The organism is Actinoplanes sp. NPDC089786 (assembly GCF_040684855.1).
Taxonomy (GTDB): Bacteria; Actinomycetota; Actinomycetes; order Mycobacteriales; family Micromonosporaceae; genus Actinoplanes.
Genome location: NZ_JBFBGU010000002.1, coordinates 113,047 through 132,410 on the forward strand (window position 1 = coordinate 113,047; position 19,364 = coordinate 132,410).

Below are 19,364 nucleotides of genomic sequence, written 5' to 3' on the forward strand. Positions count from 1 at the left end.
TCGAATCCTACGATTCCCGGTCATGTTCTCCTGGTTGGTGGCGGCCGTTCTGTTCGTGACGGCGCCGGGCACTCCCACCGCGGCCGGTGTTGTCGTCCGACGAGGCCGCCCGGTTCACGCCGGCGGCGTACCTGGCCTGGTCCGGCCCCTATGACGCGCCGGTGGCCGACCCGTGGCGGCCGGCGCCGATCCGGATGCGCCAGGCCGACTTCGTGGTCGGGCGGGGCGGTTTCGCCACCGTGCAGGAGGTGGTCGACGCGGCGTTCCGATCCGGCGGCGCCGACCGGCGGTGGATCGCGGTCCGCGCCGGCACGTACACGGGCACGGTTTTCATCCCGGCCGGCTCTCCTCCGCTGACCATCGTCGGCGTCGGCGACGCCCGGCTGGAGTTCACGGTCGACGCCACGCTCACCCCGGCGGCGTGGGCCGCGCTGGTCAATCCGGACGGCCGCCGCTACGCCCCCGGCGACCCGGCGTGGCCGATGTTCCAGTCCTGCGCGACCCGGACCAGCACCACCGCCGGCCTGTGCGCCACGGTCGTCTGGGCGCAGAGCACCGACCTTCAGCTGGCCAACCTGACGATCACCAACACCCTGCTGGACACCGTGGACGTCACCCTCAACCGCCTGTGGGAGTACCGCCTGAGCGCGGCGCGTTGACATTAGGCAGGTGTTTGCCTGCATAATGGCGCGGTGAACGAGATGGAGCAGCTGTTCAAGGCTCTCGCCGATCCGACGAGACTGCTCCTGCTCGACCGCCTGCGTGAACGCAACGGCCAGACGCTGCGCGAGCTCTGCGAGCACCTGGCCATGGCGCGGCAGTCGGCCACGCAGCACCTCGACATCCTCGTGCGGGTCAACCTGGTGACCGTCGTCCGGCGCGGACGCGAGCGGCTGCACTACCTGAATCCGGCGCCCATCCACGAGATCGAGGAGCGCTGGATCTCCGCCTTCGACCGGCCCCGCCTCGGGGCGCTCAGCGCGATCAAGCGCCAGGCAGAAAGGGAAGCCATGACCTCCGTGCCCACGTACGTCTACGTCACCTACATCCAGGCCGGCGCCGAGCAGGTCTGGCGGGCCCTCACCGACGCCGACCTGACGGCGCGGTTCTGGGGCCACGCCAACGTCTCCGACTGGCAGCCCGGCTCCTCATGGGAACACCGCCGCGTCGACGGCTCCGGCATCGCCGACGCGGCCGGCACCGTGATCACCGCCCAGCCGCCGACCCGGCTGGTCATCACCTTCGGGGACAGCGCGCCGGCGGACCGGGAACCGTCGGTCGTCACCTTCCTGATCGAGCCCTACCAGGACATCGTGCGCCTGACCGTGACCCACGAACGGCTGGCCACCATGGACGACTACCGCGACATCTCGGGCGGCTGGCCGGCCGTGCTCTCCAACCTGAAGTCCCTGCTCGAGACCGGCGCCGAGCTGCCGCAGGCCCCGTGGGAGATGTCCGGGGCTTGACCGGTAGGAAATCTCCTACCTATTGTGGGCGGCATGACGATCACTCACATCGACGTGGTGTCCCTGCCGGTCGGCGACCCGGAGCGGGCCCGCGACTTCTACGTCGGCACGCTCGGCTTCGAGCTGGTGCGCCAGACCCCGATGGGGCCGGCCCAGCAGTGGATCCAGGTCGCGCCCCCGGGCGGTCACACCTCGATCACGCTGGTCACCTGGTTCGACACGATGCCGGCCGGGTCGCTCCAGGGTCTGGTGCTGCGGGCCGACGACATCGACGCCGAGGTCGCGGCGCTGACCGGCAAGGGTGTGGCGATTCCGGAGGGTGTGCAGGACGCGCCGTGGGGGCGGTACGCGGTGTTCGCCGATCCGAACGGCAACCGCCTGGTGCTGCAGGGCGCGCCGCGTGCCTGAGGTCGACGTCTTCACCGCGATCGCCAACCCGGCCCGCCGCGAGGTGCTCCGGGTGCTGCGCGAGGGTGGCCCCCACCCGGTGGCGCGGCTGGCCGAGCGGTTCGAGATGAGCCGGCCGAGCCTGTCGGAACATCTGCGCCTGCTCAAGGACGCCGGCCTGGTCACCGAGCGCCGGGCCGGCCGCCAGCGGCTCTACTCCCTGCGGGCCGAGCCGTTGCACGAGCTCGCCGGGTGGCTGGCGCCGTACGAGCGCTTCTGGCAGGACCGCCTGCGCGACCTGGCCACCTTCCTGGACACCGACGACTTCCTGGACACCGACGACGAGAACGAGGCCGACGATGACGACTGAACGTACCTCGATCGAGGTCGACCAGTACCTGCCCCATCCGCCGGCCAAGGTGTGGCGGGCGCTGACCGATCCGGAACGGCTGGCCCGGTGGCTGATGCCCAGCGACTTCGCCCCGGTCGTCGGGCACGGCTTCACCTTCCGCACCGAGCCGCGGCCCGGTTTCGACGGCCTCGTGCACTGCCGGGTGCTCGACCTGGAGCCGGAGCGCCTGCTGCGGTGGTCATGGCAGAACGGTGCCCTGGACAGCACCGTGACCTGGACGCTGACCGGCGAGGGGCACGGCACCCGGCTGTTCCTGCGACACGACGGCTTCGACCCGGACGACCCCTTCCAGCAGCAGGCGATGCAGATCATGGGCGGCGGCTGGCGGACGAAGATCATGCGTGCGCTGGAGGCCGAGCTCGCCGCGATGTAGCAAGGCGGCGCCCCGGACGAACCGGGGCGCCGCCGTCGAGCTGGGGATCGTCAGTCGGTCAGGGTTCCGTTGACCACGCTCAGGGGTTCCAGCTCCCCGGTGTCGAAGTTGTAGACCGTGGCCTGCCAGCGGACGTTCTCGGCGCCCTCGGCCGCGTCGTCGGTCACCGTGGGCATGATCAGCTGGGCCGTGGTCGTGCCCGCCTCGACCTCGACGAACGGCTGGAGGCCGGTCGACGAGAGGGCCCGCGACGGCTCATAGCTCTCGCCGCTGTTGCCGGTGAACCATTCCGGGTCGACGTCGGTGCTGGACAGTTCGGCCTCGGTGGGCTGCGGGAGGAAGATCAGGTAGATCGGCACCTCGGCGGCCGCCGACAGGTTGATCGTCCAGGTCAGCGAGCCGCCCTCGGCCGCCGTGACCGACGCCGGCGTCACGGTGATGTCGGGGCGCGGGTCGTCCTCGCGTACGTCGACCCCGCCCTCGTAGTCACCCACCATCGTGTTGCGGACGGCCTTGGCCAGCACATACCAGCGTTCCGAACCGCCGTACGTGTCGTTGCCGGTGACCTCCACCGGGACGTCGATGCGCGACGATCCGGGCCGCACGTCGGCGACCCACGACCGGGCCGAGAAGGTGTCGGGGTCGACCAGGAACAGCCGGACCTTGCCGCCGGCCTTGCCCTTGACCGCGACCGGCACCTGGTAGGTCGCCGTGCCCGAGTCACCCTCGGTGGCCTCGATCTCGCCGACGTCGATGCGGGACAGGGCGGTCGCGGACGGCGCCGGGGTGCCGGGCCGGAAGCCCCAGGCGTCGATCAGCCAGGACGGCCCGGCCTGGCGCGGGGTCACCGACAGCGAGGCCAGCGACGTCAGGCCCTTCGGCCGCTCGACCCGCACCTCGCGGGCCCAGTACGACGAGGTGGACTCGCTGCCCGGGGCCCCCTCCACGGTCACGTCGCCGAGGTCGAAGGTCTTGCCGCCGGGCGACGACGCCGAGAGCCCGAACCGGCCGGTGGTGTTCGGCGGCACGATCAGGCGCACGGCCAGGTCGGACGCCCCGGCCAGGGACGCGGGCTTGGCCGGGCGGATGGTGGCCGGCCCGTCCACGCGTACGGCGTACCGCCCCTCCTCGGGGGAGACCACGAAGAACGGCGTGAAGTGCGGTGACCCGCCGGAGAAGTCCTCGTTGACCAGGCACGCGTCGGCCGGATCGGCCGCGACCTGGAGGCAGAGCTTGCCGCCGGTCACCGCGGGACGGGCGTCGGGCAGGATCGCGGGGGTACGCCCGGCGCCGACGGCGTGGCTCAGCACGCGCGCCGGGTCGGCCGACGGCGCCCGGACCCCGGTGCCGTCGAGCAGCGGCCGGGCCCGGTCGTCCCCGGCCACGAACAGCCGCGCGGCGGTGGCGATGTAGGTCGCCCCGGCGGTCTGCTGCTGACGCTCGGTGAGCCGGGTCGGCGTGCCGGGCGAACAGAGCGGGTCGGGCGCGCCGGGATCGGTGAAGAAGTCGTCGAAGGACGGCGCCGCCGACTGGCCGGGTGTCCACTCGGTGTTGAAGTAGTTGTGGTTGGCCCCGACAAACAGCAGCGCGCTGTGCAGGGCCTTGCCGTTGCCGACGCCACGGGTGCCGTCGACGAAGATCTGGCCCTGGAGGTCGGACACGTCGCCGTCGCAGCCGGGCAGGATGGTCGCCGACGGGACGTCCGGCACCGGGTCGTGCCCGAAGATCGTCGGCCCGATCAGCAGCGTGCCGCGGATCGTCCAGCCGACCTTGCCGTGGTAACCGTCCACCGCGGCGGGCGGCGGGTTCAGCGTGTCCATGGCGGCCCGGTTGACGCCCTCGCCACCACGCGAGTGGCCGACGAGGAAGACCTTGGACAGGTCGGCCTGGGGCGCGACCCGGGCGATGGCCGGGTTGCGCGCGGCCCACTGCGCGAGGTGCAGCCGGACCAGCGACGACCGGGCCTGGGCGCCGCCGTCGTCGGCCGCGAAGTCCTGCCCGTTGATGCCATTGGCCGAGATCGACACGGTGACGTAGCCCTGCGAGGCGAGCAGTTGCTGCGACTGGAGATAGCCGCGGTAGCTGGGCACCTCGGCCAGGCCTTCGGGGCAGGGCCAGTCGCCGGTGATCTTGTCCGGGTCGTCGCCCTGGTAGCAGGTGTAGTGCCGGCCGTGCAGGAACAACGCCAGCGGCCGGGGGCCGGGCGCGTTGGTGGGCGCGACGACGACGCCCCGCATCTCGACGTCGGCCGGGAAGTCGGGCAGCTTCGCCGAGGGCAGGTCGTACTCGCCGGTGGTGGTCGCGTACGGCCCGGGGGCGCCCGGGTCGAGCTCACCGGCCGGCGAGGGCGCGGGCCGGGCGGCGGGTGCGGCCCCCTTCCGGCGCTGCGGCGGGGCGGCGGCGTCGAGGCGCTTCCCCGCGGCGCGTACCGAGAGATCGTCGGTGTCGTCCGGCACCGGCATCCGGAACGTGCGCTGGTCGGCGGCCCCCCGGGCCCGGCCCAGCAGGCGGTCGCCGGACCAGAACTCGACCGCGGCGTCCCCCATGGGAACGGGCCGGGGCGCGGTCCAGACCAGCTTGTCGTCGTCGAGGGACCAGCCCGAGGGCAGGCGGTCCGGAACCGGTGACGTCGGCGGGTCGGCCCACGCCGCACCGCCGGTCCCGATCAGCAGGGCCACCGCGGCGGCGGCGGCCGTCAAAACTCTACGCATCGCCCAGTTCTAATCGATGCGCGCAAATCAGTCGATCGAGGTCTAAGCAGTCATCCGCGGAGGGCGCGCTCGAGGATGTCGAGCAGCACCTCGCGGGTCGGGTCGATCGGGGCGATGGCGAGCAGCCGGGCCGAGCCGAGGGCCAGGTCGGCGATGCGTGGCAGCTGGTCACGCCGTACACCGATGTCGGACAGCGACGCGGGCACGCCGATGGCCCGGTTGATCTCGGCGATCCGGCCGACGGCGTCGTCGGTGCCGAGCGCCACGCCGAACTCGCTCACCCGGTCCGGGTCCAGCAACGGCAGGACGTACGGCAGCAGCAGACCCGTACCCAGGCCGTGCGGGGTCTTGGTCAGGGCGCCGATCGGATATTGCAGGGCGTGGCAGAGGTGCGTGCCGGTGGAGCCGAAGGCCAGGCCGGCCAGCAGGGACCCCTTCGCCACCTCCTCCCGGGCCCGGCGGTCCCCCGGCGCGCGCACGGCCACCGGCAGCCACGGCCCGAGGTGCGCGGCCGCCCGCAGCGCGAGCGGCTCGGCGAGCGCGTTGCGCCCGGTGAAGACCGGCAGCTCGGCCGACCAGTCCAGGTCGAGACGGCGGGCGGTGAAGGATTCGGCCGCGTGGACCAGGGCGTCGATCCCGGAGTACGCGGTGACGGTCGTGGGCGCGCCCATGGTGAGTTCCGGGTCGACGATGGCGACGGCCGGCACCAGGAACGGGCTGGAGATGCCGACCTTGAGCTCACGGTCCGGGTCGGAGACGACCGCGACCGGCGTCACCTCCGAGCCGGTTCCGGCCGTGGTCGGCAGGGCGATGACCGGCACGACCGGGCCGGGCACCAGGTTCTCGCCGTAGTAGCGGCTGAGCGGCCCGTCGTGGGTGGCGAGCAGCGCGATGAGCTTGGCCGCGTCGAGGGCGCTGCCCCCGCCGATGGCCACGATGACGTCCGGAGCGAAGGTCCGCGCGAGCGACCCGGCCTCGTCGAGCGTCCCGACCGGCAGCTCCGGTGTCACGTCGGAGTGGATCCGGGCGTCGCCCAGCAGGTCGAGGACCGGGTGACCCAGCAGGAACGGGTCCACCACGGCGAGGACGCGGCCGCTCAGCAGCACCGGCAGCTGCGACCGGGCGCCGAATCCGAAGTGCACCCTCGGGGCGACCCGGAGCGTGCCGGCGTCACGCAACGAAACCACCGTCGACCGGCAGGATCACGCCGCTGAGGTGGCTCGAGAGGTCGCTGAGCAGGAACGACACCACCTCGCCGACCTCGGCCCCAGTGCCCGCCTTCCGCAGCGGGGTCGCCGCGATCCGCGCCTCCACGCCGCCGGGGATGTTGATCCGGGTCTGGTCGAGCATCGGCGACTCGGTCGGGCCGGGGGCGATCACGTTGACCCGGATGCCGAGCGGGCCGACGTCGTGCGCCGCGGTGCGGGTGAGCCCGATGACCGCGTGCTTGGTGGCCTGGTAGGCGCCCATCCCGGAGCTGCCCCGCAACCCGCCGATGCTGCTCACGTTGACGATCGAGCCCCGGCCGGCCGGCTCCATGGCGCGGATCTCCTCGCGCAGGCAGAGCCAGGTGCCCTTGATGTTGACCTGGAGGATCCGGTCGAAGTCGGCCTCGGGCACCTGGTCGACGCGCCCGCCCTGGGTCATCGCGGCGTTGTTGAAGGCGCCGTCGAGCCGGCCGAACCTCGCCAGGCAGGCGTCCACGAACCGGGCGACGTCCGCGGCCGAGGCGATGTCGCCGGCGCAGTAGGCGGCGTCCAGCTCGGCGGCCAGCTTGGCCAGCGGCTCCTCGCTGCGGGCGACGAGCATGAGCCGGGCGCCGTGGGCGGCGAACACCCGCGCGGCGTCGGCCCCGATCCCGGTGCTCGCCCCGACGACGAGCACCACCTTGTCAGTCAGCATCAGTTTCCTCGGATGACGAAGGGGCCGGATAGTCGGCGGCGTTGAGGACCCAGCCCTGGGCGCTGAAGTCCGCCCGGGGCGGGCCGAAGATGTCGATCAGCTGCTGGTGGTCGCCGACGCCCTGGGTGGTGTGCACGGTCGGCGGCGGGATCACGCAGATCGACGGCGTGGCGATCTCGGCGTGCTCGTCCTCGCGCCAGCGCGTCGAGTCGGGCCCCCACGGGTAGCGGATGTGGTGCTGGAAGCGGCCCTTCACGGCCAGCGAGATCTGCTCGAAGTCGTCGTGGTGGTGCGGCGACAGCTTCAGCGGGTCGCGTGGTCGCGTCTCCTCGGCCAGGAAGTTCACCATCAGGTTGGTCGTGCGGAAGATGCGGCCGAAGCGGCCCTCGGTGATCGGGGTGTCGGCCAGGCGGTAGACGCGCAGGCGGAACCCGCCGACCGGGTCGGGCCAGGGAATCAGGGGCGCGGCTCGTTCGTCGGGCTCCGCGTACGACTCCGCGTTGAGCGCCACGGCGGTGAGGTCGCCGGCCACGGCCGAGAAGAGCCGGATGAGTACGCCGTCAGCGTCCACTTTCACCGAGCTGTCGCCCGGCGGCACGACCACGAAGGCTTCCTCCGCCACCGTCTCGGTCGTCCCGGAGGCGGTGACCGTGATCGGGGCGCTGCCGGAGTACTGGAGGATCGCGTACTCGTCGGGCTGGCCGGTCCGCTCGAACAGGTCGCCGGCCTTGGCCTCGGTGTAGGCGAGCACCAGGTTGGCCGCGCGGGCGATCCACGTGCGGCTGCCGTGCGTACCCGTCTGGGTCGGCTCGTGAGCGAGGAACTCGATCCACTGCGACTTCCGGATCGGGGTGCCCGGGTCGGGTCTGGTCGCGGGGGCCAGGCGCGAGCGGATGTCGTCGGCCGCGTACGTGGTCATGCCGGTGTGCTCCGATCAGAAGAGGCGCCGCGCAGGGCGAGCATCGCGCGGGCGTCGGCCGGGGTGGCGATCTCCTTGCCCAGGTCCTCGATCACCTCGCGGATCTTGGTGACCTGCTCGGCGTTGGTGGTGGCCAGGCGGCCCTTGCCGAGCCACAGGCTGTCCTCCAGCCCGACCCGCACGTGGCCGCCGAGCCAGGCGCTGTGCGTGCCGAACTGCATCTGGTCGCGCCCGGCGGCGAACGCGGAGAACCGGTAGTCGTCCCCGAACAGCTTGTCGGCGATCCGCACCATGTGTTCGAGGTTCTCGTGGTCGGCCCCGATCCCGCCGAGGATCCCGAAGACGCCCTGGATCAGCAGCGGCGCCGGGGCGAGGCCGCGGTCCACGAAATGGGCCAGCGAGTAGAGGTGCCCGATGTCGTAGCACTCGTACTCGAACCGCGTGCCGTGCTCGCCCAGCGCCCGCAGGGTGTGCTCGATCTGGTCGAACGAGTTGACGAAGGGATGCGCGTACGTGTTGAGCACGTACTGCTTCTCCCAGTCGTGCTTCCACTCGGTGACCCGGTCGGCGATCCCGGCGTACACGAAGTTCATCGAGCCCATGTTCAGCGAGGCGATCTCGGGCCGGATCCGCAGCGCGCCGGCCAGCCGTTCGTCCATGGTCATGGCCGAGGAGCCGCCGGTGGTGATGTTGACGACCACGTCGTCGGTGCCCGCGGTGACCTTCTCGACGATCTCCTCGAACAGGTCCGGTTCGAAGGCCGGCCGACCGTCCGGATGTCGCGCGTGCAGGTGGACGATCGCCGACCCGGCCGCCACCGCCTCGATCGCCGCCGTGGCCACCTCGTCGACGGTCAACGGCAGATAAGGGCTCTGCGAGGGTACGTTGACCGAGCCGGTGACCGCGGTCGTGATGATGACCTTCTCGGCGCGGCGCATCAGTTGGTCTCTTCCAGCCCGAGCAGGTAGGCGGTGTTGCGGCAGATCATCTGCCGGATGTCGGCCGCCTTGATCCCGTGGCCGAGCAGCTGCTCGACGATCAGCAGGTAGCCGTCGACCGGCAGCGGGTTGCCCTGCTGGCCGAGGTCGGAGTTGATCACCGTGCGCTCGGGCCCGATCCGGGTGATCCAATCGACCAGCCGCTCGATCTTCCAGCCGGTCGCCTTGACGTCCGGGTGGTACATGGCCAGCTCGTGCTCGACGAAGGCGCCGTAGGAGAGCATCTCCTCGATGTCGGTCTCGGCGGCGTTCACGATGTAGTCCGGGTGGTGCAGCAGCAGCCGCTTGACCCCGTTGCCGCTTGCGTTCTTGAACAGCGCCTTCATCGCCTCGCCGTGCAGGTGGCCACCGGTGAGCAGGATGCCGGCCTCGGCGACCAGGCGGGTCACGGTGTCGGTGTCGGCCGAGACGTCGCCGTGCTCGTCGAAGATCGACTCCTCCTTCTCGTACAGGTTGCCGGTGGCGCTCGGGAAGCCGTCGTCGTGGGTGTGCGCGCGGATGTGCTGACCGGCCGAGACCGTCGGTCCCCACACACATCGCCCGCCCATGGTGATGGCGACCGCGACGGCCGACGGGTTGATCCCGCCGACCTCGGAGTTCAGCGCGACGCCCCCGTACATCGGGGTGGGCGCGTCCTTCAGCGGGGTCTTCATGGCCAGCAGGTCCATCACGGTGTTGTGGTGATGCGACTTGACCAGGATCGCGCGCATGTTGATCCGGGCGCCGTCGTAGGACGCCTCCACGTGGTCGATCCGCCGCGGGAACGGGCTCGGGCCGGAGTGGCAGTGGAGGTCCACCGTGCCGTCCAGGACCTTCAGGAGCTCGGGGGTGGTCATCCAGCGCCTCCACTTGTTCGCATGTCGCACGTGTCGTTCACCATATGGACGCAGGATCGCACCTGTCCAGACTCGAAGGCCCGTTTGTTGCCGTCATATGTTCGCGATGTGACCGGCGCGGTTGCAATATGAACTTTCGGCTGCTCTACTTCTGCACCATGGCCCCTCGAAAGCACTGGCTGCTGGTGCTCCCGGCACTGGCGCTGCTGGTCGCCGTCCTGCTGGTGCCGCTGGGCCGGAGCATCGCCATGAGCCTCGGCTCGCCGGACCTGACCCTCGACCACTTCCGCGAGCTGTTCACCGACGGCGTGACGCTGCGGGTGCTCGGGCGCACGGCGGTGACCGCGCTCGCGGTGACCGTGATCGCGTTCCTGCTCGGCTACCCGTACGCGTACCTGATGACCCGGACCGGACCGCGGATGCGCGGGATCCTGCTGGTCGTCGTGCTGGTCCCGTTCTGGACCTCGGTGATGGCCCGCAACTTCGCGTGGATCATCATCCTGCAGCGCGAGGGGCCGGTGAACTCGTTCTTCAAGCTCTTCGGCCTCGACGTGGTGCTCTACCAGTCGACGGCCGGCGTGACCGTGGCCATGAGCCAGGTCCTGCTGCCGTTCATGGTGCTGCCGCTGTACAGCGCGCTCGGCGGCATCGACCGACGGCTGCTGCTGGCCGCCCGCGGGCTCGGCTCACACCCGGTGGCGGCCTTCTGGAAGATCTACTGGCCGCTGTCGCGTGGCGGCGTGGTCTCCGGGCTGATCCTGGTCTTCACGCTCAGCCTCGGCTTCTACGTCACGCCGGCGCTGCTCGGCTCGCCCCAGCAGAGCCTGGTCGCCCAGCTGCTCGGCCAGCGCACCACCCAGCTGCTCGACTTCGAGAGCGCCGGCGCCCTCGGGCTGCTCGTGCTCGTCATCACGCTGGTGCTGGTGGCCTGGGCCAACCGGGTCGGCGGCACCATCTCGGCGATCGGCGCGGTGGCGGCGACCCCGGAGGAGCGGCCATGACCGCTGTCCTGGAACGACCCGCCAAGGCCACGGCCAAGGTCGACCCGATCCCGTGGTGGCTCAAGCTGATCGGCGCCGTCGTCGCCGTCTACTTCATCCTGCCGACGCTGTTCGTCATCCCGATGAGCTTCAGCGAGGCGACCACCTTCCAGTTCCCGCCCCGCGGCTTCTCGCTGCGGCTGTACCAGAACTTCTTCACCAACCCGGTGTGGCTGGACGCGCTGAAGAACTCGGTGCTGGTCGCGCTGCTGGCGTCGGTGCTGGCCACGGTCGCCGGCACCGCCGCGGCGCTGGGCCTGCACAGTCTGCGCGGGAGGCCGGCGCGCTTCGCCCGTACCCTGCTGATGATCTCGATCGTCACCCCGGCGATCGTCATCGCGGTCGCGATCTACATCTCCTTCCTCCAGTGGCGGCTGGTCGGCACGTTCGGCGGGTTCGTGCTGGCGCACGCGGCGATCGGCGTGCCGTTCGTGCTCGTGTCGGTGACCAGCGCCCTCGGCGGCTTCGACCCCAAACTGCTGCGCGCCTCGGCCTCGCTGGGCGCGCCGCCGCTGCGCACCTTCGTCAACGTCACCGTGCCGCTGATCGCCCGCGGCATCGTGACCGGCGCCGTGTTCGCCTTCGTCACCTCGTTCGACGAGGTCGTCATCGCGCTGTTCCTGCGCTCGCCGACCCTCCAGACGCTGCCGGTGCAGATGTACAACAGCGTCACCGTCGAGATCGACCCGACCATCGCCGCGTCGTCCAGCGTGGTGGTCACCGCGGTCACCACCATCTGCCTCGTTCTGCAGTTCGTCCGCAAAGGCCGTTAGGGGTACGCATGGCAGCCACCGGCACCCAGATCCGGCTCGCCGAGGTCACCAAGGACTACGGGCTGGCCGCCCCGGCCGTCGACGACGTGTCGCTGACCATCGAGCCGGGCGAGTTCATGACCCTGCTGGGCCCGAGCGGCTCCGGCAAGACGACCACGCTCAACCTGATCGCCGGGTTCGAGACGCTGACCGCCGGCACCATCGCGTTCGACGGCCGGGACGTCGGCGCCCTGCCACCGCACAAGCGCAACCTGGGCATGCTGTTCCAGAACTACGCGCTCTTCCCGCACATGACCGTGGCCCAGAACGTCGCCTACCCGCTGCGGGAACGCAGGCTGGCCAAGGCCGAGATCACCCGCAAGGTCGCCTCGGTACTCGAACTGGTGCAGCTCACCGGCCGCGACGACCACTATCCGGCCCAGCTCTCCGGCGGCCAGCAACAGCGGGTCGCGCTGGCCCGGGCCATCGTCTTCGGCCCGACCGCGCTGCTGCTCGACGAGCCGCTGGGCGCGCTCGACCGCAACCTGCGCGGCACCCTCCAGGCCGAGATCCACCGCATCCACTCCGAGGTCGGCACCACGTTCGTCTTCGTGACGCACGACCAGGAGGAGGCGATGAACCTCTCCGACCGGATCGCGCTGTTCAACAACGGCCGGATCGAGCAGATCGGCACCCCGGAGGATCTCTACCAGAACCCGTCGACCCTGTTCACCGCCCGATTCCTGGGCGACTCCAACGTCTTCGCCCCGATCGCGGTCGACGACGGCAAGGTGATCTGGGACGACCGCATCTGGCCGATCGCCGCGCCCCCGCCCGCGTCCGAGGGCGTCGCCATGGTCGTCCGGCCCGAGGACGTCCACCTCGGCGAACCACCCGCCGGCGCCAACTCGGTGAACGCGACCGTCCGCGCGGTCGAGTACATGGGCGCCTACCGCACCGCCCTGCTCTCCCTCGGCCACACCGGCGTGCTGGGCCGCGCCCGGCTCGACGCCACCGCAAGCTCCCTCGCCCCCGGGCAGCCGGTCACCGCGTGGTGGCCGGTCGCCCAGCAACGCCTCGTCCTCACGTCGTCGTAAGGAACTCACATGATCAGGAAGCTTGTCCTCCCCGCCGTCCTCGCCTTATCCCTGCTCGCCGGCTGTGGCGGTGGCGAGGCCGCCGCCGACGACCCGAACGCCAAGGTCACCCTGACCTTCACCGCGTACGGCGGCGCCGGCCAGCAGGCCATGATCGACTCGTACCAGAAGCCCTACACCGCGGCCCACCCCAACGTCACCTTCGTGAACACCTCGCCGCCGGACGTCTCCCAGGTCAAGGCCCAGGTGATGAGCCGCTCGGTGAAGTGGGACCTGGTGTCGGTCGCCCCCGGCGTCGCCACCCAGCAGTGCGACAAACTCTTCGAACCGGTCGACGCCACCGGCATCGACACGTCGACCCTGGTCGAGGGCACCATCGGCAAGTGCTACATCGGCAACTTCATCAACGCCAACCCGATCGCCTACCGCACCGAGGCCTTCCCCGACCCGGCCAAGGCGCCCAAGAGCGTCGACGACTTCTTCGACCTGAAGAAGTTCCCCGGCCGGCGCGGCATCCTCAGCAACATCCAGAACGGCATCCTCGAGTTCCCGCTGCTCGCCGACGGCGTCGCGCCCAAGGACATGTACCCGCTGGACGTCGACCGGTCGCTGAAGAAGCTCGACACCATCCGCGACAAGACCACCTTCGCGCCCAACGTCGGCGCCCTCCAGCAGGCCGTCGGGGCCAAGCAGGTGGACATGTTCATCCTGCCCGACTCGCGGCTGGTGCCCCTGATGAACGACGGCACCGACATCACCGTCGTCTGGGACGTCACCGTGGCCGCCATGAACGGCTTCGCCATCCCCAAGGGCTCGCCGCACAAGGCCGCCGCCCTCGCCTTCGCCAAGACTTTGTGCGGGCCCGAGCAGGTGGCCGGCATCTCCGAGGCGCTGGGCACCCAGCCGGTGAACAAGGCGGCCAAGCCGGCGCTCTCGGCCAACGCCAAGAAGGTCGAGGCGTTCGGACCGGTCAACACCGGCGAGGTGCTGATGCAGGACATCAACTGGTACGCCGAGAACTTCGACGCCGCCAGCACCAAGCTCACCAACTGGCTGGTCGGATGACGCCCCCACTTACCAACTAGTTGGTCGGTAAGCGCCCCGCCGCTTACCGACTAGTTGGTCACTAAGCGCCCCGCCACTTACCAACTAGTTGGTCACTTAGCGCCCGCCACTTACCGACTAGTTGGTAGGTAGTGGCTCCACTTCGGTTGGTGCTCCACCAGGTGAACTAGGATTCCGTCATGGCGAACAATGAGCCCAGCGACGCCCTCACCAGCGACATCCGGGCGGTCGCGCGCGTCGGCCAGATCTGCGAGCTGTTCGGCCCGCGCGTCCTGGAGCTGAGCGCGGCCGACATCGCCGAGCGCACCGGCCTGAACCGCACCACCGCCTACCGGTACTGCGCGTCGATGGTCGCCGCGGGCATCCTCCGGCGCGGCGCCCGCCGCGGCGCGTTCGCCCTCGGCCCGCTCATGCTCGAACTCGGCACGCTCGCCCTGGGCCGGCAGCGGGTCGTCGAGATCGCCGGACCGTACCTTCGCAAGCTGAGCGCCGCCGTCCGCATGACGGCGGTCCTCAGCGTGATGGGCACCCACGGCCCGATCGTCGCCCTGACCGAGGAGGACACCAGCCGGATGGTCGTCGTCACCGTGCACCCCGGCACGAAACTCGACGTCACCGCGGCGCAGACCCGGTTCTTCCTGGCGTACGCCGACGACAGCTCGATGATGGCCGAGATGACCGCCGAGCTGTCACCGGCCGACCGCGCCCAGCTCGAGTCCGACATCGTGACCGCGCGGCAGCGGGGCTTCAGCTTCGTCCGCCCGCACGGCGGCCCGTTCGTGGTCGGCGCGCCGGTCTTCGACGAGGGCGGCCTGGCCGCGACCGTCGGCATCCTGGGCGCCGGCGACGTGCCCGACCTGACCCCGGCCGTCGAGCACCTGCTCGCCACCACCGGCGCCCTGAGCACCGAACTGGGAGGCAGCGTTGTTTGATTCCCTCGCATCGGCGTCCCCGCCGTACTCCAGCTGGTCGTTCTTCGGCCCCGACGACCGGCGCGGCACGATCAACTTCCTGACCCCGTCGCGGGTGGCGGCGGCCGCGGCCCTCATCCGCACCGGCACGCGGTTCGGGCTGGACTATCCGGTCAACGCGTTCGAGCCCTACCCCACCGGCACCCGCCCGCCGACGCGGCACCACGTGTTCGCCAACAACGAGTTCCACCGCGACGACTGGCTCGACTCGTTCTACCTCCAGTCCACCTCACAGCTCGACTCGCTGCGGCACATCGGCCACCCCACGCACGGCTTCTACAACCGACAGTCCCCCGACTCCACCGACCTCGGCATCCACCACTGGGCCGCGGACGGGATCGCGGGCCGCGGGGTGCTGCTGGACGTTCGTTCCCACCTCGAGTACGACGTCGAGACCACGGTCGTGCTCGACGCTCCCCTGCTCGACGAGATCGCCGCGGCCCAGGGCGTCGGCTTCCATGGCGGCGACATCCTTCTGCTCCGTACCGGATGGGCCGAGAACTATGTGGCCAAGAGCCCCGCCTCCCGGGCCGAGTTCAACCGGCGCAACCGATCGCCGGGCCTGGCCCAGCGCACGGCCACGCTCCGCTGGCTCTGGGACCACGAGATCGCCCTGGTCGCCGGCGACACTCCCGCGGTCGAGGCCGACCCGGTCATCGACTCCGACTTCCGGACGCCCGGCGAACGCCCGCCCGACCGCGGCGTCGACCACAGCGGCATGCTCCACCGCCCGCTGATCGCCCTGCTGGGCATGGCCATGGGGGAACTGTGGAAGCTCGACGAGCTGGCCGCCCACTGCGCCGCCACCGGCCGCTACGACTTCTTCCTGACCTGCAAGCCGCTGAACATTCCGGGCGGCGTCGGCTCCCCGCCCAACGCCATCGCGATCACTTAGCCAGGTTGGGAAACCCGCAGATCCGCCACTGTTCCTGCTTGTCCTCGTTCACGATGTACGACTCGACGCTGGTCGCGCCGTCCGGGTGCTTGATCTCGACGCTGACCGTGGCCTGCCCCCGCTCGTACTCCATGGCGGCGTCGAGGATCCGGTAGCCGGCCACCGGCTGCGGCGCCGCGACGTCCTGGAGCCGGTACTCCTCCTTCGCCTCGGCGCAGAAGGTGTCGTACTCGGCCTGGTCGATCCCGTTCTTGGCCGCCTCGATGTAGTCGGTGGTGGCCTGCTTCGCCGCGCTCTCCTTGTCGGTCACGCCCTTGACGCCGAGGTAGAGCCGGATCATGCCGAACACACACACCGCGGCGAGCACCAGGGGCACCGCGATGACGACGATGAGCCAGGTCCGGCGTTTGCGGACGGGCTGAGCGGGGTTGGTCACGGCGACCTACCCTAGGTGCTGATGATCTTCTGTGCTGCCCCGCACCACGCCTAGGCCATCCTAGGATCCTGGCCCACTCCTTCGGCCGTCAGACCTCCCGCGGGTCGGCCAGGAGCTGATCGGGGTACCCGCATCTTGGACCAGCGCGCCCTGGCCCGGGGCGAGCTCGTCGGCGCGCTGGACCACCGAGCCCATCGCGCTGCCCACCGCGGACGGCGTCGACCGCAGGGCGGCGCCGGTCACGTAGGCGGTGGTGCCGACCAGGGCCGGCCCTGAGCCCGGCCGCTACTTGACGGCCGTGGTGGTGTTCACGAACTCGGGGTGGCTCAGCAGGAACTCGTCGATCTTCTCGGCGCGGATCGCCGCGAACAGGTCGTCGGTGGCCGGCACCAGTTGCTCGCCCAGGTACTGACTGCCGCCACCGGAGTAGGTGCCGCCGATCAGCTTGATCGTGGTGATGTTGTCGGGGCGCATGCCCTTGAGGGCGAGGGCGTAGTCGAGCACCGACTTGCCGCGGCCGTTGAAGGTCAGGGACTTTCCGGCCGCGGTGAGCACCTTGTCCAGCTTGACCGGGTTCGTCACCACGTCGCCGCTGGCCGCCTTCTTGGCGATCGCCTTGAGGACCTGCTGCTGGTGCCGCTGGCGGGCGTAGTCGGTGCCCTTGAGGCCGTAGCGCTGCCGGGCGAAGTCGAGCGCCTGCCAGCCGACGAGGTGCTGGTTGCCGACCTCGTAGACCTTCTTCGGACCGACGTACGGGTGCTCGTCGCCCCGGGACGACGGCCGGAACGGGCGGCCCTTGCCGTTGGGCTGGAGGTGTTCGGACTCGGTGCGCTCGTCGACGTAGATGTCGATGCCGCCCATCGCGTCGACGACCTTCTTGAAGCCGTCGAAGTTGATGATCGCGCCGGCGTCGAACTTCTTGATGCCGGTGAGCTTCGACACCGTCTTGCTGAGCAGCTCGAAGCCCTGGGTCGCGCTGGGCAGCGGCTTGCCGGGCACGTGGCTGCCGATCGACATGGCGCCGTTGATCTTGCCGCGCTGCTCGCCGGTGCCGGACTTGGCGAAGGCCGGGATCGTGACGTAGGTGTCTCGTGGGACCGAGAAGATGTACGCCTTGTCGAGCGTCGCCGGGACATGCACGACCATGATCGAGTCGGCCAGCGGCGGGGTCTCCGGCTTCCGCGGGTCGATGCCGACCAGCAGCATGTTCAGCGGGCCCTTGATGTCGCTCTTGGCCTCTTCCTCGCTGACCCCGCCGGCGTCACCGAACAGGTCCTCGGTCTGCACCGCGCCGGCGTACCGCGCGGCCAGCGTCTGGCTCGCGATGGCACCGCCCCCGCCGACCACGGTCAGCAACCCACCGAACACGATGGTGACAACCGCCCAGACCGGCGACTTGCGTGGCTTTTTAGCCATCGATGCGACCCCAGTGAATCGGCGACATGGTCAACAACTCAGCCGCGGAGCGTACAGGGTCGGGTCTGTGTGTGCCCAGCCGCCGCGGCCGGCGGAGAATCGAATCATGTTGGTGATCAGGGAGAAGTTTTTCTCGATCGGTGACGACTTCGACGTTCTCGACGAGAACGGCCAGAAGGTCTACCGGGTCGATGGAAAGGTACTAAGCGTACGCAACAAGGTGGTGATCGAGGATCCGGCCGGCAACGAACTGGCCACGGTGCACCGCCACCTGGTCGCGATGCGGCCGACCTACGAGATCCGGATCGGCGGCGAGAAGGCGGCCGAGGTCCGCAAGAAACTGTTCACCCCGTTCCGGGACAGGTTCACCATCGACGTGCCCGGGCCGGACGACCTGGAGATGAAGGGCGACCTGCTCGACCACGAGTACGTCATCGAGCGCGGCGGGGCCGAGGTGGCCGCGGTCTCCAAGCGGTGGCTGACCATCCGTGACACCTACGCCGTCCAGGTCACCCCGGGCGAGGACCCGCTGCTGATCATCGGCAGCGTGCTCGCCCTCGACCTGGCCCTGGAACGCCAGGAGAAGAAGGAGGAGGAGAAGAAGAAGGACGACGACGACGACTGATCGTCAGCGCGACGTCGTCGGTCCAGTCCAGCGCGGCGGCATCCGACTCCGACGGGAACGGGATCGCGCCCTGGCCGGTGCGGATGCTGCGGACCCAGTGGCGATACGGCGAAGCCAGGCGGCGGGCGGTCTCGTCGTCGTCGGCCACCACCACGTCGGCCGAGACCATCACCTTCGGCTCGGCCAGCACGCCGGACGGCTTGAACGCGGCCCGGTAGGCCTCGACCGCCTCCAGCACGGCGGCCGGGGCCACGTGGTAGTTGGCCGCGAACGGCAGGCCGCGCTCCCCCGCCACTGGGCGCTGAGGCCACCGCTGGAGCCGAGGATCCAGATCTCGACGTCGGCGCCGAGGCCGGGAACGGCCCGTGCCTGGTTGCCCTCGTCGTCGGTGATCGGGCCGGCCAGCAGCGCCTGGATGTCGGCCAGGACCTCGGGCAGGTCGGGCGACTCGGCGCCGGGCTGCTGCAGCAGGCGGGCGAAGAGCGCGAACCGCGCCGAGGCCAGCAGCGGCGCGAACGAGAACGGGGCGGGGATCAGCAGGCCGTCGACGGTCCGCGCCGGCTCCGGCTCGGCCGCCGAGGCCGGCGGCGACGAAGCCGGCGACGACGACGACGTTCGCCGCTGACCGGACCGCCCCAGACCCAGGTCGAACCGGCCGGGATGAAGGGCGTCGAGCAGCCCGAACTGTTCGACGATGGTCAGCGGCGTCTGATGCCCGGCCTGCACCGCCCCGGGCCCGAGCCGGATCCGCGAGGTGTGCGCCGCGATCTGGCCGAGCAGCAGGGCCGGCTGGGACGAGGCCACCCCGGGCGTGAAGTGGTGCTCGGCCACCCAGTAGCGGGCGTACCCGAAGGCCTCGGCCCGTTGCGCGAGGTCGATGGTCCGGCGCAGCGCGTCCCCGGCGGTCCCGCCGGACACCAGCGGGGCCAGATCGAGGATCGACAGGGGTACGGGCATGCGGGCTGCCGACCAGGATGGACCTGCGGTCGATGGCGTCCTCCAGCGTCGGGAAGACCGGTTCCAGGCCGAGCCGCCGGAACATGGCCAGCCGCTTCTGGTAGAT

General features: G+C 70.6%; 22 protein-coding genes. 12 read left to right on the forward strand and 10 right to left on the reverse strand.

All coding sequences use genetic code 11. The annotated features are described in order from the left end of the window. Positions 1 to 89 precede the first annotated feature (89 nt). Genes AB0O15_RS11365 through AB0O15_RS11385 form a run of 5 tightly spaced genes read left to right on the forward strand, consistent with a single transcriptional unit; the run spans position 90 to position 2,638 of the window. On the forward strand, positions 90 to 659 hold the full coding sequence (locus AB0O15_RS11365; protein ID WP_364317352.1) for a hypothetical protein: 570 nt from the start codon (positions 90 to 92) through the stop codon (positions 657 to 659). A gap of 42 nt (positions 660 to 701) precedes the next feature. Continuing rightward, positions 702 to 1,466 carry a metalloregulator ArsR/SmtB family transcription factor gene (locus tag AB0O15_RS11370; RefSeq protein WP_364318114.1) on the forward strand — a complete coding sequence of 255 codons (765 nt, stop codon included), beginning with the start codon at positions 702 to 704 and terminating at the stop codon, positions 1,464 to 1,466. Positions 1,467 to 1,499: 33 nt separating this feature from the next. Then, positions 1,500 to 1,874 (forward strand): VOC family protein, encoded by a 375-nt coding sequence (locus tag AB0O15_RS11375; RefSeq protein ID WP_364317353.1) that lies wholly within the window; start codon positions 1,500 to 1,502, stop codon positions 1,872 to 1,874. After that, the gene (locus AB0O15_RS11380; protein ID WP_364317355.1) at positions 1,867 to 2,223 is read left to right on the forward strand and encodes a metalloregulator ArsR/SmtB family transcription factor; all 357 of its coding nucleotides are present in this window, start codon (positions 1,867 to 1,869) and stop codon (positions 2,221 to 2,223) included. Before AB0O15_RS11375 ends, AB0O15_RS11380 begins: the two co-directional genes overlap by 8 nt. Further along, positions 2,213 to 2,638 carry an SRPBCC domain-containing protein gene (locus AB0O15_RS11385; protein ID WP_364317357.1) on the forward strand — a complete coding sequence of 142 codons (426 nt, stop codon included), beginning with the start codon at positions 2,213 to 2,215 and terminating at the stop codon, positions 2,636 to 2,638. Before AB0O15_RS11380 ends, AB0O15_RS11385 begins: the two co-directional genes overlap by 11 nt. Before the next feature lie 50 nt (positions 2,639 to 2,688). Here AB0O15_RS11385 and AB0O15_RS11390 read toward each other — a convergent pair whose 3' ends face one another. From AB0O15_RS11390 to AB0O15_RS11415, 6 genes are read right to left on the reverse strand one after another with little or no spacing between them, the layout of a single operon-like run. Then, positions 2,689 to 5,349 carry a hypothetical protein gene (locus AB0O15_RS11390; protein WP_364317358.1) on the reverse strand — a complete coding sequence of 887 codons (2,661 nt, stop codon included), beginning with the start codon at positions 5,347 to 5,349 and terminating at the stop codon, positions 2,689 to 2,691. A gap of 50 nt (positions 5,350 to 5,399) precedes the next feature. Beyond that, positions 5,400 to 6,527 (reverse strand): iron-containing alcohol dehydrogenase, encoded by a 1,128-nt coding sequence (locus AB0O15_RS11395; protein WP_364317359.1) that lies wholly within the window; start codon positions 6,525 to 6,527, stop codon positions 5,400 to 5,402. Beyond that, positions 6,520 to 7,251 (reverse strand): SDR family NAD(P)-dependent oxidoreductase, encoded by a 732-nt coding sequence (locus AB0O15_RS11400; protein ID WP_364317361.1) that lies wholly within the window; start codon positions 7,249 to 7,251, stop codon positions 6,520 to 6,522. The genes AB0O15_RS11395 and AB0O15_RS11400 overlap by 8 nt, the downstream gene beginning before the upstream one ends. Continuing rightward, positions 7,241 to 8,170 (reverse strand): hypothetical protein, encoded by a 930-nt coding sequence (locus tag AB0O15_RS11405; RefSeq protein ID WP_364317363.1) that lies wholly within the window; start codon positions 8,168 to 8,170, stop codon positions 7,241 to 7,243. Before AB0O15_RS11405 ends, AB0O15_RS11400 begins: the two co-directional genes overlap by 11 nt. Continuing rightward, positions 8,167 to 9,108 (reverse strand): 3-keto-5-aminohexanoate cleavage protein, encoded by a 942-nt coding sequence (locus AB0O15_RS11410; RefSeq protein ID WP_364317365.1) that lies wholly within the window; start codon positions 9,106 to 9,108, stop codon positions 8,167 to 8,169. Before AB0O15_RS11410 ends, AB0O15_RS11405 begins: the two co-directional genes overlap by 4 nt. Then, a complete protein-coding gene (locus AB0O15_RS11415; protein WP_364317366.1) occupies positions 9,108 to 10,004 on the reverse strand; it encodes a DUF6282 family protein in 897 nt (298 codons plus the stop codon). Before AB0O15_RS11415 ends, AB0O15_RS11410 begins: the two co-directional genes overlap by 1 nt. Positions 10,005 to 10,132: 128 nt before the next feature. Here AB0O15_RS11415 and AB0O15_RS11420 point away from each other — a divergent pair, with 128 nt between their 5' ends. From AB0O15_RS11420 to AB0O15_RS11445, 6 genes are all read left to right on the forward strand, one after another. Continuing rightward, on the forward strand, positions 10,133 to 11,005 hold the full coding sequence (locus AB0O15_RS11420; protein ID WP_364317368.1) for an ABC transporter permease: 873 nt from the start codon (positions 10,133 to 10,135) through the stop codon (positions 11,003 to 11,005). Beyond that, positions 11,002 to 11,817 (forward strand): ABC transporter permease, encoded by an 816-nt coding sequence (locus AB0O15_RS11425; RefSeq protein ID WP_364317370.1) that lies wholly within the window; start codon positions 11,002 to 11,004, stop codon positions 11,815 to 11,817. Before AB0O15_RS11420 ends, AB0O15_RS11425 begins: the two co-directional genes overlap by 4 nt. Positions 11,818 to 11,825: 8 nt before the next feature. Further along, positions 11,826 to 12,893, forward strand: a complete 1,068-nt coding sequence (locus AB0O15_RS11430; protein ID WP_364317371.1) for an ABC transporter ATP-binding protein — start codon at positions 11,826 to 11,828, stop codon at positions 12,891 to 12,893. A gap of 9 nt (positions 12,894 to 12,902) precedes the next feature. Continuing rightward, positions 12,903 to 13,958 carry an extracellular solute-binding protein gene (locus AB0O15_RS11435; RefSeq protein ID WP_364317373.1) on the forward strand — a complete coding sequence of 352 codons (1,056 nt, stop codon included), beginning with the start codon at positions 12,903 to 12,905 and terminating at the stop codon, positions 13,956 to 13,958. Between the two features lie 179 nt (positions 13,959 to 14,137). Further along, entirely contained in the window at positions 14,138 to 14,890 is a 753-nt protein-coding gene (locus tag AB0O15_RS11440) for a helix-turn-helix domain-containing protein (RefSeq protein WP_364317375.1), read from the forward strand. Next, a complete protein-coding gene (locus tag AB0O15_RS11445) occupies positions 14,883 to 15,824 on the forward strand; it encodes a cyclase family protein (RefSeq protein WP_364317377.1) in 942 nt (313 codons plus the stop codon). The genes AB0O15_RS11440 and AB0O15_RS11445 overlap by 8 nt, the downstream gene beginning before the upstream one ends. Here AB0O15_RS11445 and AB0O15_RS11450 read toward each other — a convergent pair. Next, positions 15,817 to 16,260 carry a hypothetical protein gene (locus AB0O15_RS11450; protein WP_364317379.1) on the reverse strand — a complete coding sequence of 148 codons (444 nt, stop codon included), beginning with the start codon at positions 16,258 to 16,260 and terminating at the stop codon, positions 15,817 to 15,819. The two genes, AB0O15_RS11445 and AB0O15_RS11450, sit on opposite strands and share 8 nt — an antisense overlap. A gap of 285 nt (positions 16,261 to 16,545) precedes the next feature. Further along, positions 16,546 to 17,676 (reverse strand): LCP family protein, encoded by a 1,131-nt coding sequence (locus AB0O15_RS11455; protein WP_364317381.1) that lies wholly within the window; start codon positions 17,674 to 17,676, stop codon positions 16,546 to 16,548. A gap of 106 nt (positions 17,677 to 17,782) precedes the next feature. On the opposite strand from AB0O15_RS11455, the gene AB0O15_RS11460 reads away from it, so the two are divergent. Further along, positions 17,783 to 18,301, forward strand: coding sequence for an LURP-one-related family protein (locus AB0O15_RS11460; protein WP_364317382.1), 519 nt, complete (start codon positions 17,783 to 17,785; stop codon positions 18,299 to 18,301). Here AB0O15_RS11460 and AB0O15_RS11465 read toward each other — a convergent pair. Both AB0O15_RS11465 and AB0O15_RS11470 read right to left on the reverse strand, forming a co-directional pair. Next, positions 18,213 to 18,554 carry a hypothetical protein gene (locus AB0O15_RS11465; protein ID WP_364318116.1) on the reverse strand — a complete coding sequence of 114 codons (342 nt, stop codon included), beginning with the start codon at positions 18,552 to 18,554 and terminating at the stop codon, positions 18,213 to 18,215. The genes AB0O15_RS11460 and AB0O15_RS11465 overlap by 89 nt on opposite strands. Beyond that, positions 18,470 to 19,258, reverse strand: coding sequence for an LLM class flavin-dependent oxidoreductase (locus AB0O15_RS11470; RefSeq protein ID WP_364317384.1), 789 nt, complete (start codon positions 19,256 to 19,258; stop codon positions 18,470 to 18,472). The genes AB0O15_RS11465 and AB0O15_RS11470 overlap by 85 nt, the downstream gene beginning before the upstream one ends. Positions 19,259 to 19,364 lie beyond the last annotated feature (106 nt).